This is a genomic window from Mesorhizobium sp. P2_E6 (assembly GCF_056403835.1).
Genome location: NZ_JBFUEQ010000002.1, coordinates 376,234 through 389,501, shown reverse-complemented (window position 1 = coordinate 389,501; position 13,268 = coordinate 376,234). Strand labels below are relative to the sequence as shown.

Sequence of the window (13,268 nt, the reverse complement as noted above, 5' to 3'; positions counted from 1 at the left end):
TTTTGGCGATCTCAGGCCGCGATCAATTCCCGCGCCGCCAGGATCTGCACGCAGGCATTGGCCGCCTCCTTGCCCTTGACGGTGAAGTGCTCGAAGAAGAAGCGGTGATGCTCGGCGCTGTCGTGGTAGTTGTGCGGGGTGAGCACCGCCGACAGCACCGGCACGCCGGTCGACAGCTGCACATTCATCATGCCGTCGATGACGGCGCTGGCGACGAACTCGTGCCGGTAGATGCCGCCATTGACGACGAAGGCCGTGCCGAGGATCGCGGCATAGCGGCCGGTCCCAGCCAGGGTCTTGGCGTGCAGCGGAATTTCGTAGGCGCCGGGCACGTCGAAGACATCGACCGCGAAGCGCTCGCCGCCGATGTCAGCCAGTTCCGCTTCGAAGGCCTGCACGCACTGGTCGACGATGTCGGCATGCCAGCGCGCGCGAATAACGGCGATGCGGGTCGTTTCATAGTCTTTGTGGGAATGCTGATTCATGGGTCCATCCTTCCGTTTCGAACCAGAATCAGGACGCACGATACGAAATCCGGCCCGCCGAGACGGTCCGTGTTCCGTTCGTTCTCTTCCATCCGGACTCTAACCGTCGGCTCCGGAATCACACCGGATCTGCTGACCTCTCCACTAGAGCGCCACGCGTCCTCTTGGACGCGTAAGGGACGCTCTAGCACTTAAGAATCCACGCATTGAGCGTGGACCGGAAAGCGCTCGCGGGCTTGGGCCGAAACCCTTACCGCCGGTGGGGACTTTCACCCCGCCCTGAGAACATTAACGCCGTTTGTATGAAAGGGCAGGGCGCCGCTGTCAATCGTGTGAAAGACGGATGGCCAATACAGTCTGTCAACTGGAGCAAATTCCAGGAAAAGTGTGAAGCGGTTTTCCCGGGAAAAGCGCATAGCGTTTTCCCTTGGGAATTGCGTCAAAAACGGAAGAGATAGAGCGGTTCGGCGTTTCCGCGAAACGATGAACCGCTTTATCGCGTGCGCCACGCCGCCGCCGAAGCGGCAACCAGCATGAGCAATGCCGCAACCGTCGCGCAGGTGGCGAAACCGAAGCTGGAATAGAGCGGGCCGAAGCCGGTGGTGCCGACAAACACCGCCAGATAGGTCACCGCGCTGTTCAAGCCCATGATCGTGCCGCGCCGCGAAGGATCGAGCGCCGACAGGCGCATCACCAGGACGTTAAGTCCAAAATGATTGGCAAGCCCCCAGACCGCCACCATGGCGATGGTCAGGCCGAAACTGCCACACGTCGCGGCCATGGCGACATAGACGACGGCGACAAGAAGATAGGCAAATGGCATGACGCGACGGGCGCCCAGGCGATCGATGACGCCGTCGAGGAGAGCAGCCGTGCCGAAGCCGATGCCATAGGCAAGTGCTGCCCATCCGTTGGCGCTGACCGGTCTCCCCAATCCGCTGTGCAGGTGATCACCGAGATAGCCATAGACGCCGTAGAAGGCTGTCATGAAGGCGGCACAGGCGATGAGCAGCGGCACGATGCCGGGAATGCCGAGCGCCTCCAGCGGCGTCGGCGCCGGGCCGCTTTTCCTGGCGTCGCTCAGTGACGACACTGTAAGACCGGCCAAGGCAAGCGTTGCCAGCAGCGCGACCGCGGCGAAAACGGCGCGCCAATGCACGAGATCGGCAAGCACGGCCGACAGCGAAACGCCGGCGACCATGCTCAGCGTCCATCCGGTCAGCACGACGCCGATCGTGCCGCTTTCCCGGCCAGGCGGCGCGATGGCCGCGGAACTGGCATAGATCGCCGGCATGGCGATACCGGCAGCAATGCCGGCGAGCAATTGTGCCGCGACCAGCATCATCACCGTCGGTGCAGCCGCGCTGGCGACGAGCGCTATCGCCAGCAAAAGCAATGCGCCCTGCAACATCCGGCGGGCGCCAACCCGGTCGATGTAGCGTGCCAGGAACAGGGCGCTTGCGGAGGTGCCGAGGCCGAACACGGCAGCCGCGATCATGACCACCGGTACGCTGGTCGCAAACGACGCGGCCACGGCCGGTGCGATCGGGCCCAGCACAAGCGAATTCGAGCCGATCACGGCGATGCATCCGGTCAAAAGATAAGCGAGCGCCGGGATGGGCGCCCGGGCGTTCGCGGCCAATGGTGCAACTTGATCAGCGTTCGACATATGACCATAATGACCGCATTAAATTCTGCGGCAACCGGAGAGTTCAGCATGGACGAAGAAACAGATGGCATTCCGCAGAACAGGTCTGCCGCCCGTGAGCTCGACTCAATTGACCGAAAAATATTAGGTGTCCTGGTCGATGACGCGACGGTCAGTTATGCCGAGCTCGGTGATCGCGTGGGGCTTTCACCGCCGGCGGCGCACGAACGCGTCAAGCGGCTGCGGCGCAGCGGCGCCATCCGCAACACCGCGGCAATCATCGATCCCCACGCGGTGCGCAAGCCGCTGCTGGCTTTCGTCCACATCGACACCAAGGGCTGGGGAAAGACACCGGAACTGATGGCGGTTTCACAGTATCCGGAAGTCGAGGAAATCCACACCGTCGCCGGTGACACCTGCATGCTGCTCAAGGTCCGCACCGAAGACACCAGAGCACTCGAAGGCCTGCTGTCACGCCTCTACGAAACGCCGGGCGTCACCTCGACGCGCAGCTACGTGGTGCTGTCGACCTATCTCGAGCGGCCGGTACAGCCGGGCGTGACCGCGACGTGGCCGACGCCCAAGCACATGAGCAAGCCGCTTTATTAGCGTTGCGTTCGAAGCCGGGTCTTAGAGCAGTTCACCGGTTCACGGAACCGGCAACCTGCTCTAACTCATTGTTTTGACGCAATTCCGGACGGAAAACCGTTTCACACTTTTCCTGGATTGCTCTAGCCGCGCTCGGGAAACATCGCCTTCAGGCCCTCGCGCGATGCCTTGGCGACGCCGCGTTCGGTGATCAGGCCGGTCACCAGCCGCGCCGGCGTCACGTCGAAGGCCGGGTTCGCCGCGGGTGTCGTCTCGGGCGAGATGCGCACCTGGGCGATCTCGCCGGCAGAGGTCTTGCCCCAGACCAGCGAAACCTCGTCGGCCGAGCGCTGCTCGATCGGGATATCGGCCAGCCCGTCATGCACCGTCCAGTCGATGGTCGGCGACGGCAGCGCGACATAGAACGGCACATGATTGTCGGCGGCGGCAAGTGCCTTGAGATAGGTGCCGATCTTGTTGCAGACATCGCCGTCGGCGGTGGTGCGGTCGGTGCCGACGATGACCATGTCGATTTCGCCACGCTGCATCAGATGGCCACCGGCATTGTCGACGATCAGCGTGTGCGGCACGCCATGGCCGGCCATCTCCCATGCGGTCAGCTGGGCGCCCTGGTTGCGCGGCCGCGTCTCGTCGACATAGACGTGGACCGGAATGCCGGCCTCGGTTGCCAGATAGATCGGCGCCGTGGCGGTGCCGTAGTCGACGGTCGCCAGCCAGCCGGCATTGCAATGGGTCAGGATGTTGACCGGTTCGCCCTTCGGCTTGCGCGCCGCGATCGCCCTGATAATGGCGAGACCGTTCTCGCCGATGGCGCGGTTGAGGCCGACATCCTCGTCGGCGATTTCCCTGGCCCGCCGATAGGCGGCTTCGGCCCGTTGTTCTGTTGGCAGCGGCCTGAGGAAGCGCCGCATCTCGTCCAGCGCCCAGCGCAGATTGATCGCCGTCGGCCGCGTCTCGTGCAAAGTCTCCCAGACCGCATCAAGTGCGTCATCCGATGGATCGTCCGCCATCTGCATGGCGACGCCATAGGCCGCGGTAACGCCAATCAGCGGCGCGCCGCGCACCCACATGTCGCGGATCGCTGTGGCGATGCCGGTGACGGTGTCGATCTTCTCGACACGGAAATCATGCGGCAGCCAGCGCTGGTCGATGATCTCCACCGAACGCCCGTCGTTGCTCAGCCAGATGGTGCGATAGTGGCGGTCGCCGACGTTCAAATGCTGCTCTCCTGTTCAATCAGCGCGGCCAGGTGGTTGACCTCGTCGATGCTGTGGATCTGCCGCCGGTTGACGGCGAGGTGGCGGCCGAATTTCAGCGCCTTGGCCTCACAACTGGCGCGCAGATCCTCGTCGGCAATGGTCTCGAAATCGGCATTGTGGGCGAGGCCGAGGATACGCCGGTGGACCTCGATGCCGGCAAAGCCGAGCAGGTCGGTCCAGATCTGGTGCAGCACATGGTCGAGCGCCTGTTCGGCGCCGAGCCTGTCGCCCTGATCCTCGAACAGGCTTTTCTGGTAGAGCATGCCGGTGCGCTCGGTGCGCCACAGATGCGAGAACTCGGCGCGGAACACGACCCAAGTCTCGACGGTCACCGCGAGCAGATAGGCGCGCATGGCGTCGCGCTTGCCGCTCTGCTCGTGTCCCCGCTGCGAGAAGAAGGACATCCAGAAATTGGCGAGCAGCATGCCGACATCGAACGCCATCGGGCCGTAAAAGGCGAATTCGGGGTCGATCATCCGCGTCTGCGTGTCGGTGACCATGATCGAGCCGGAATGCAGGTCGCCATGCAGCAGCGTTTCGGCATTGGCGGCGAATATGTGCTTCAGCCGCTGCGCCTCGACCTTGAGGTCGCGGTCGGCGCGCAGCTCTGCGACGAGGTCGTCGAGCTGCGGCGAGGTGTGCCGGTTCATCCTGGCGTCGAAATAGGGGTCCGAGAACACCAGGTTCTCGGTGATGTCGCAGAGTTCGACATTGTCGGCGAACAGCGCCAGGTCGGCCTTGCGGTCCTTGGCTGCCATATGCAGGTCGGAGCCGCGAAACAGGGTGCGGGCCATGAACAGGCCGATATCCCTCGCAATGTTCGGCAGCTGCTGGCCTTCGATCAGCGCCCGCCGCAGGATGATGTGCGGCGACAGATATTCCATGATGATCAGCGCCTGGCCTTCATCGAAATGGTAGATCGCCGGCACCGAGCCCGGCGCGCGCGCCTCTTGCCGGGTCAGCGCATGGTATTCGAAGAACGAGCGCTTCAGCGGCAGTGGCCAGCTGTCGCCGACCAGGCGGACATAGGGCAGGGCCTGCTTTACCACCGCTGCACCGCTGGCGCCTTCGACGATGAACACCAGGTTCAGATTGCCGTCGCCGACCTCGCGGACCTTCCAGGCGCTCGTGTCCTTGCCGATCCGCGCGCGCAACGCCTCGTTGTCGCCAAGACGGCTCGAAAGCGTCTCGACCGACAGTGCTTCGAACTGCGATTTTCCAGTCATCGTCATCCTCCCGCATATGCACTCCGAACATAACGGAGGCATGGCGGTCGGGCCAAGCTAGGAAGCGATCTGGCAATTGTCAATCGTGTTGACAATTGCCGATGTAGCCCATAGCGTCATGTCAGGGAGGAACGCATGGTCGGCAATGCCGTGTTCCGCGCAGAGGGGCTGAGGAAATCCTTTGGCCAGAACGAGGTGCTTGGCGGCGTCTCGCTGGAGCTGCATGCCGGCGAAGTGACGGTGCTGATGGGCGCCAATGGCGCCGGCAAATCCACCCTCGTCAAGATCATCAGCGGCGTCTATGAGCGCGGCGACGGCACGATGGGCCTCGCCGGACAGGCCTTCGCGCCGAACACGCCGGCAGAGGCGATCCGCGCCGGCATCGTCACCGTGCACCAGAACATCAATGACGGTGTCGTCGCCGATCTCGATGTCGCCACCAATTTGACCCTCGACCGCTTGAGCGGCAGCGGCGCTTCGTTCCTGTTCAATCCGGCGCGCGTGCGTCGCCAGGCAAAGGCCGTCGCCGACCGCATGGGGCTGGCCATCGATCTCAAAGCGCGCGTCAGCGATCTTTCGCTGGCCGATCGCCAGATGGTGGCGATAGCCCGCGCTTTGGCGCATCAGCCGAAAGTGCTGATCCTCGACGAGCCGACCTCGTCGCTGTCCAGCGCCGAAGCTGATCGGCTGTTTGCGCTGATCGACAGGCTGCGCGAGCAGGGCGTCGCCATCCTCTACATCTCTCACCGGATGTCGGACATCCGGCGGCTTGCCGATCGTATCGTCTCGATGCGCGACGGCGTCATCTCTGGCGTCTTCGACAAGAAACCGCTCGATTATGAAGGCGCCGTCAACGCCATGCTCGGGCGCAAAATCCACCTCGACCAGATCGTCGTCAGGAATTCAGCCAAGGCGATCCTGACGATCGAAGGGCTGCGCATAGCGCAAGGCGCCAGGCCGATCTCGCTGACGCTCGGCGACGGCGAGGTCGTTGCCATCACCGGCCTCGTCGGCGTTGGCAAGACGGCGCTGGCCGAGACGCTGTTTGGCGTGCGCAAGCCGCTCGGTGGCACCATGGTGCTGAACGGCAAGCCCTATGCGCCTGAAACAACAGGCGAGGCTATCGCCGCCGGCGTGTTCCTCGTCGCCAAGGACCGCGGCGAGAACGGCATCGTCAGCGGCTTCAATATCCAGGAAAATATCAGCCTGCCGTTCCACAAGCGCATGTCGCGCCTCGGTGTTCTCAGGCGCCGCCTGGAACGCAGCACCGCGCGCCGCCAGGTCGAGGAACTGGGCATCGTCTGCCGCTCCGAGAAGGACGAGATGGCGGCACTTTCCGGCGGCAACCAGCAGAAGGTGATGGTCGCCCGCTGGATGGCGCAGGATGCCGGACTGTTCATTCTGGATGAGCCGTTCCAGGGCGTCGACATTTCGGCCCGGCGCGACATTGCCGCCAAGCTCAGGGCAAGTGCAAACGGCCGCGCCACGCTGCTGTTCGTCACCGAGCTCGACGAGGCGTTGGAGACGGCCGACCGCATCCTGGTGATGTCCGAACAAACCATCGTCGGCGAGCATCGCAATGCCGATGTCGATCTCGATCGCCTGCTGGCCGAGGTCGCGGGCGGACCGCTGCACAGCGCCGCCTGAGCGTGGCGGCAAGGAATTGGAATGGAGAGACCATGGGTTCGAGTTGGGTAGAAATCGCAGCGGCGCGCGAGGGCGCTGAATGACGTTGCGAGACCATGCCATTCGCTACGGCTTCATCGTGCTTTTGTTCGGTTTGATCGCCTATTTCGCGATCGCCGCCGACGGTTTCGTTTCGCCGCAAAGTGCCGTCTTCATCTTCCAGTCGGTCGCCATCACCGGCGTGCTGGCACTCGGCGTCACCGCCACGCTCGTCGTCGGCGGCTTTGACCTGTCGATCGGCTCGGTTGCCACATCAGCCATGATGGCGGCGGCCTATGTCATGGTGGTGCTGGAGCAGAACGCTCTCGTCGCGGTCGTCGTCTGCCTGCTCATCGGCGCCATTGTCGGCCTGATCAATGGCTGGCTGATCGTCTATATGCGCGTGCCCGATCTCCTGGCGACGCTCGGCATGATGTTCCTGCTGGTCGGCCTGCAACGCATCCCGACCGAGGGCCGTTCGATCGCCACCGGCATGACCATGCCGGACGGTTCGGTCGCCAATGGCAAGTTCAGCGACGCGTTCCTGGCGCTCGGCCGCCACCGCTTCGATTTCTTCATCCCGAACCTCATTCCGGTGTCGGTGGTGGTGCTGCTCGTGCTCGCCGTGCTGATCTGGTTCTTCCTCGAATACACGCGTTTCGGGCGCATGATGTATGCGGTCGGCAGCAATGAACGTGCCGCCGAACTCGCCGGCGCGCCTGTCAAGGCATACAAGATCTGGGCCTACGTTATTTCAGGAGTTTTTGCCTCGATCGGCGGCATTTTGCTCGCCGCCCGACTTGGACGCGGCGACATCGCCTCGGGTAATAATCTGCTGCTTGACGCTGTCGCCGCGGCGCTCATCGGCTACGCGGTGCTTGGCGCCGCCAAGCCGAACGCCTTCGGCACTGCCGTCGGCGCGCTGTTCGTCGGCATCTTGCTGCAAGGCCTGACGATGATGAACGCGCCTTACTACACGCAGGATTTCGTCAAGGGCGTGGTTCTGGTCGTCGCCCTTGTCTTCACCTTTGCCCTTTCGGGCAGGGGCAGGAGATAGCTTTCGACCGGATAGGATTTGGGTTCAACAAGAGTGGAGGAAACAAGGTGAACATTACGAGAAGACTTCTGGGGAAGGTGGCACTCGGGCTGGCCGGGGCGACCATGCTGATGCAGTTCCCGGCACTGGCCGCGGACAAGCCGGCGCCTTTCGACAAGCCCGGCGTCAAGATCGCGCTGGTGCGCTATCTCTCGACCGGCGACTTCTTCCAGGCCTATCTCTCGGGCGTCGAGGCGCAGTCGAAGGCGCTCGGCATCGACCTGCGCGTGCTCGACAGCCGCCAGGACGCCGCCCTTCAGTCCGACATGGTCGACCAGGCCATAGCGCTTGGCGTGCAGGGAATCATCATCCAGCACGGCCTGACGGAATCGATGAAGGACGCCGCCCAGCGCGCGGTCGACGCCGGCATCAAGGTGGTGGCTTTCGACGTCAATGTCGAAAACCCTAAGATCCCGCAGGTCGAACAGTCCGACCGCGACCTCGCGCGCCTCGCTCTCGAGCAGGCGGTCAAGGACAATGGCGAGAGCTGGAAGGCCGGCTATGTCTATGTCGCCGGCATCGCGCCGCTCGACCGCCGCAACGAGACCTGGGTCGACGTCAAGAAGAAGCATGCCGGCATCAGCGAAGTCGCGATGTTCGGCACGCTCGACAATCCGATCGCCAACTCCGTCGCCAACCAGGCGCGTTCTGTGCTGTCGGCCCACCCCGACATCAAGGTGATGTTTGCCCCCTATGACGAATTCGCCAAGGGCGTGAAGATCGCCGTCGACGAGGCGGGATTGAACAAGGGCATCAAGATCTACTCGGCCGACATCTCGACGTCGGATATTGCCGCGATGCGTGAGCCCGACAGCGCCTGGGCGGCAACCGCCGCCACCAATCCGGCCGTCGTCGGCCAGGTCTCGGTGCGCGCGCTGGCACAGCTGCTCGCCGGCGAAGACCCCGGCCACAACGTCGTCGTGCCGCCGACGCTGATCACCCAGAAGGACCTCGTCGACAAGGACATCAAGAACATGGAGGACCTCTCGGCCAAGCTGCCGCAGTTCGCCCATGCCGATGTCGCGATGCCGGCCTGGATGCCGAACCCGAACGCCAAGTAGTTTTCGCAAACTTGGAACCGCTAGCCGCCTGCAGCAGCTTGTTGCAGGCGGCTTTTTTGTCGAAGGTCCTGGCACAACCGGCTTGCCGAAAACGCCGGTTTTGCGATGCTGGAAAAATCAGCCGCGAAAGTGTCGGTTCAGGATGGAAGCGCAGGCGGTAGTCGAGGAAAACCTGTCCGGCACTGTCACCGGAAGATTGTTTCGATGCACGCGGGCTACCACGGGCGTCGTGGTGTTGGGTGGATCGAGTGGCCGTGTCGATGTTGGGCGCGCGAGGCTCTTTGCAAACGAGGGTCAGTCAGCCCTGGCGCTGCAATGGTTTGGCGGTGAGGGCCAGGTTCCCGGAATCTGCGAGGTTCCCCTCGAAACGTTCTTTGCCGCAACCGACTGTCTCCTTGAAACAGGTTGCCGTCGCATCGTCTATGTCGGCACATCCAAGGGTGCCGAGGCTTCATTGCTCGCGGCGGTCCACGACCAGCGGATCAACGCCGTGGTCGCTATCGGCCCATCATCCGTGGTTTGGGGAAATATCGGTGCGGGCCGGGATGGCGTCAGCTGGCCTGAACGATCCTCATGGTCGCTCAACGGTATTCCCCTGCCGTTTGTGCCGACAGATCCAGACTGGACACCAGAGCATGTGGATGGCCTGGTCGCTTACAGGGGGCTTTTCGAACGCTGCCTGAAAACCTTTGAGCGGGAGGCAAAAGCGGCAGCCATCCCCGTTGAGACCGCGTCAGCCGAGGTTCTGCTTGTCGCGGGTGGCGACGATGCGCTGTGGCCCTCCCTATCGTTCGCGACAGATATCGCCCGGCGGTGCGGCGAAGCAGGCAAGGTCACGCATCTCGTTTCGTCGCCGGATGCGGGTCACCGCATCCTGTTGCCAGGCGAAAATACACCACGATCCGCATTACATGCGCACGGCGGCAACGACGAGGCCGATTCAGAGCTGGGCAAAAAGGCTTGGGAAGGCATCCGTGAGCTGCTGTGGTAGCAGTTCACGGATGCCTGCATGCCTGTTTCGATCGCTTCCGCCTACCGCATCGCCGCCGCGATGTTGCCGCCGTCGACCGTCGTCACATCGGCGGTGGTGCGATCAGCCAGTGCGTGGTGCAGGAAGGCCTGCGCCACGTCCTGCGCCGTCACTTCCTGGCCGAGCAGATTGCCGGACATGTAGTCCTTCTCCGAGACGCCGCGAGCGCCGGAGCGGCTGGCAATCATGGCGTCGGTCAAAAGACCCGAGCGGATGCGGTCGGCGTTGACGGCGTTCGAACGGATGCCATACGCGCCATAGTCGAGCGCGTACTGCCTGGACAGGAACAGCGTCGCCGCCTTCGGCACGCCATAGGCGCCGAACTTCGGACCGGGATTGACCGCCTGCTTGGAGGTGTTGAACAGAAGGACGCCGCCGGTTCCCTGTTCGAGCATGATGCGCACGGCATTCTGCGCCACCGACTGGTGGGCGAAGAAATTAAGCTCGAAACTCCTGCGCAAAAGCGCATCGTCGAGCTCGCCGATCCGGCCTTCCCAGGCAGCACCGGCATTGGAAACCACGATGTCGACGCCGCCGAAGACGGCGACCGCCTTGTCGAAGGCGGCACGCACCTGTGCCGGGTCGGTGATGTCAGCGGCGAAGCCGATCGAGTTGTTGCCGGCCTTCTTCGCCGCCTCGGCTGCCTTTTCGGCATCGAGATCGACAACAACGGCATGGGCGCCGTTGTCGGCGAACAGCCTGGCCGTCGCCGCACCGATCGCGCCGGCACCGCCGGTGATCAGCACCACCTGGCCGGTCAGCGGCTTCGGCTTGTTGGAAGCGAGCTTGGCCTGTTCCAGCGACCAGTATTCGAGCGGGAACAGGTCGGCCTTGGAGAGCGGATGAAACCGGCCGACCGCCTCGGCGCCGCGCACCGCCTCGATCCACATCTCGCCGACATCCGAAGCGATCTTCGCATCCTTCAGCGTGCGGCCATGGCCGAACATGCCGAGGCCCGGCACTAGCGTCAGGCGCGGCATCTGGTCGAGCATGGTGCGCTTGACGTCGTCGAGCGCATCATTGGTTTCGAAATAGGCGCGGTAGTCCCTGGCGAAGGCTTGGACGTGATCCTTGATCACGGCCTTGTAGTCGCCGACCTTGTCGGCATCGGGCGCCGGCAGTGCCATCGGCCCGGTCTTGATGCGGATCGACAGATCGGGCGTCGACACGCCGCGCCCGGCATAGTCGGCGATCTCAGCTGAATTGATGAAATCGACGATCGCCTCCGAGGTGCGGAAGTCGCTGATCATGCGGTCGAAACGGCCTTCGCCGCGTGCTACGGCCACAGCCCCCCGCAGCGTCGGTGCGATAGCCGCCGGTGTCGCGAGCTTTGCCGGCAATGCTGCCTTTGCCGCTGTCGGCTTGGCATTCCTAGCGACGTACTCCTCGGCGACATTCACATAGTGGATCATCCGGTCGTAGGCCTGCCTGGCGTCGTCGCCGAAGGTGAAGATGCCATGCTTGTCGAGGATCAGGCCCTCGACCGACGGATCGGCGTCAAAGATGTCGGCCGCCGCCTTGGCGAGGTCGAAGCCGGGCATGATGTAGGGCACATAACCCATCCTCGCACCGAACACCGTCTCCACCAGCCGTTTGCTGTCCTCCTGGTCGACGATAGCCAGGATGGCGGTCGAATGCGTGTGGTCGACGAATTTATGCGGCAGGAAGGCATGCAGCAGCGTCTCCACCGAAGGGTTGGGCGAGGACGGGTCGATGAGGTTGGCGCGTTGCAGGGCAACCATGTCCTCGTCGGCCAATCTGTTCAGTGTGCGGGCCTTGAGCAGCGGCTTCAGCTTGACCGCCGGCAGGCCCTGCGGCTCGATGACACCCATGTCCCAGCCGCTGCCCTTGACGCACAGCACGTCCCACTGGTCGCCGACGAGATCGGTCGCCGTCGTCTTGCACGACGTGTTGCCGCCGCCATGCAGGACCAGCCGTGGCTCGCCGCCCAGCAGCCGCGTCGTGTAGACGCGCAGCGCCAGGTCGCGGCCGACACCCTTTTTTGCATAGTCGGCAACGAGTTTTTCGGCTGCGTCGTCGTTCCACAGGTTCTTCATGTTCGCTTCGTCCGGTTGTTGTCTTTGATGGTGAAACAGGAATGCCGCGACGCTTTGATGACAATGCGCCGGCGGCGGAAATATGTGTTTTCCTAGGAGGCCTTTTCTGTCGTGGCAGCCGCGTGATCCAGCAGCCTCTGCGCCATGCGCGCGCCGACCACCAAATGCGTGCAAAGTCCGCCGGCGATCGCCGCAAGCAGCGGTTCGAACTTGCTGTCCTCCTGCACGACCATCAGGCGCCTGGCGATGGCGCGCAGCGAGGCAAGCTCGGCCGAGATCACCCGGCGGTTGTAGCTGCAGTCGAGCACCTTGCCGTCAGCGTCGATGATCTGCCCGGCAATGACGCCGGCAGCACCTCGGCTGCGCAGCTCCGCCATTTCGCCTGATGTCAGCGCACCGCATTTGACCAGATGGCTGTCGGCGTCGACAGCACCGACCGAGTACAGCGCCAAATCGCATTCACCGACGCCCGACAATTGCTCGCGGATCACTGGTTCGGCGCGCAACGCGCGCGCCAGCTCTTCCGTCGACAGCACCAGCGGGGCGTAGAAGTTGAGGCCCTTGGCGTTGAGCCGCCGCGCGATTTCCATCGTGCATTGGTCTGGCCGGTAGGAATAGGGCGCGCCGAGATTGCCGCAGAGCTGCACCACGGTGACATCCTGCAGGTCGGCATAGGACATGATATCGGCGATCATGTAGACGGTGCGGCCCCAGGCGACGCCGATGCGGTCGCCCTTCTTGACCAGTTCGAGAAAGACGCTTGCCGCCAGCACGGCGATTTCCGTCGACGGATCGGCGATATGGTCGTTCTCCGGCGCGATCCAGACGGCGTCGAGGCCTAGCGCATCCTCGAGCTTGCGCGCGAGCACATCGTCGGTGAAAAGCTGGGTCGAGGTCGAGATGTTGACGATGCCGGTCTCGCGCGCCTTGCGCAGATACATGGCGACCGAGGCACGGGAAATGTTAAGCTGGCTCGCCACCTGGTCCTGTCGCAGGCCATGGGCGTAGTAGAGCCAGGCGGCCTTGTGGATGAGCTGTTCTGCCGGTCGGATCGCCATGCCGTCTCCTCGGCTGACATTATTCACGGCCTTCGACAAAAGTCAAACCAGGCCAAGGTATACGATGCCTTTTC

At 63.4% G+C, this 13,268-nt stretch carries 11 protein-coding genes and 1 riboswitch; of the genes, 5 read left to right on the top strand and 6 right to left on the bottom strand.

Annotated elements, in window-relative coordinates; translation table 11 throughout:
• Positions 1-11 precede the first annotated feature (11 nt).
• Both AC1D08_RS06520 and AC1D08_RS06515 read right to left on the bottom strand, forming a co-directional pair.
• Positions 12-485, bottom strand: a complete 474-nt coding sequence (locus tag AC1D08_RS06520) for a 6,7-dimethyl-8-ribityllumazine synthase (RefSeq protein ID WP_111546962.1) — start codon at positions 483-485, stop codon at positions 12-14.
• Between the two features lie 76 nt (positions 486-561).
• Positions 562-776, bottom strand: a riboswitch (FMN riboswitch).
• Positions 777-978: 202 nt separating this feature from the next.
• Complete coding sequence (locus tag AC1D08_RS06515) at positions 979-2,154, bottom strand: MFS transporter (protein WP_457152213.1); 1,176 nt, start codon at positions 2,152-2,154, stop codon at positions 979-981.
• Between the two features lie 48 nt (positions 2,155-2,202).
• Between AC1D08_RS06515 and AC1D08_RS06510 the strand changes: the two genes are divergently transcribed.
• Positions 2,203-2,742 (top strand): Lrp/AsnC family transcriptional regulator, encoded by a 540-nt coding sequence (locus AC1D08_RS06510; protein ID WP_477422783.1) that lies wholly within the window; start codon positions 2,203-2,205, stop codon positions 2,740-2,742.
• A gap of 122 nt (positions 2,743-2,864) precedes the next feature.
• On the opposite strand, the gene mtnA is transcribed toward AC1D08_RS06510, so the two are convergent.
• A complete protein-coding gene (gene mtnA, locus AC1D08_RS06505; RefSeq protein ID WP_457154924.1) occupies positions 2,865-3,959 on the bottom strand; it encodes an S-methyl-5-thioribose-1-phosphate isomerase in 1,095 nt (364 codons plus the stop codon).
• Positions 3,956-5,227 (bottom strand): S-methyl-5-thioribose kinase, encoded by a 1,272-nt coding sequence (gene mtnK / locus AC1D08_RS06500; protein ID WP_477422781.1) that lies wholly within the window; start codon positions 5,225-5,227, stop codon positions 3,956-3,958. The genes mtnA and mtnK overlap by 4 nt, the downstream gene beginning before the upstream one ends.
• Before the next feature lie 135 nt (positions 5,228-5,362).
• Here mtnK and AC1D08_RS06495 point away from each other — a divergent pair, with 135 nt between their 5' ends.
• The 4 genes from AC1D08_RS06495 (at position 5,363) to AC1D08_RS06480 (ending at position 10,040) form a co-directional block, all read left to right on the top strand.
• Positions 5,363-6,874 carry a sugar ABC transporter ATP-binding protein gene (locus tag AC1D08_RS06495; protein WP_477422779.1) on the top strand — a complete coding sequence of 504 codons (1,512 nt, stop codon included), beginning with the start codon at positions 5,363-5,365 and terminating at the stop codon, positions 6,872-6,874.
• 79 nt (positions 6,875-6,953) lie between these two features.
• Positions 6,954-7,949: an ABC transporter permease gene (locus tag AC1D08_RS06490; RefSeq protein WP_095088174.1), complete on the top strand. Its 996-nt coding sequence runs from the start codon at positions 6,954-6,956 to the stop codon at positions 7,947-7,949.
• A 47-nt stretch (positions 7,950-7,996) separates the two neighbouring features.
• On the top strand, positions 7,997-9,049 hold the full coding sequence (locus tag AC1D08_RS06485; RefSeq protein ID WP_457150317.1) for a substrate-binding domain-containing protein: 1,053 nt from the start codon (positions 7,997-7,999) through the stop codon (positions 9,047-9,049).
• A 142-nt stretch (positions 9,050-9,191) separates the two neighbouring features.
• A complete protein-coding gene (locus tag AC1D08_RS06480; protein WP_457150318.1) occupies positions 9,192-10,040 on the top strand; it encodes an acyl-CoA thioester hydrolase/BAAT C-terminal domain-containing protein in 849 nt (282 codons plus the stop codon).
• A gap of 41 nt (positions 10,041-10,081) precedes the next feature.
• On the opposite strand, the gene AC1D08_RS06475 is transcribed toward AC1D08_RS06480, so the two are convergent.
• Positions 10,082-12,136 carry a bifunctional aldolase/short-chain dehydrogenase gene (locus AC1D08_RS06475; protein ID WP_477422777.1) on the bottom strand — a complete coding sequence of 685 codons (2,055 nt, stop codon included), beginning with the start codon at positions 12,134-12,136 and terminating at the stop codon, positions 10,082-10,084.
• A 92-nt stretch (positions 12,137-12,228) separates the two neighbouring features.
• Positions 12,229-13,194, bottom strand: a complete 966-nt coding sequence (locus AC1D08_RS06470) for a sugar-binding transcriptional regulator (protein ID WP_457150319.1) — start codon at positions 13,192-13,194, stop codon at positions 12,229-12,231.
• Positions 13,195-13,268 lie beyond the last annotated feature (74 nt).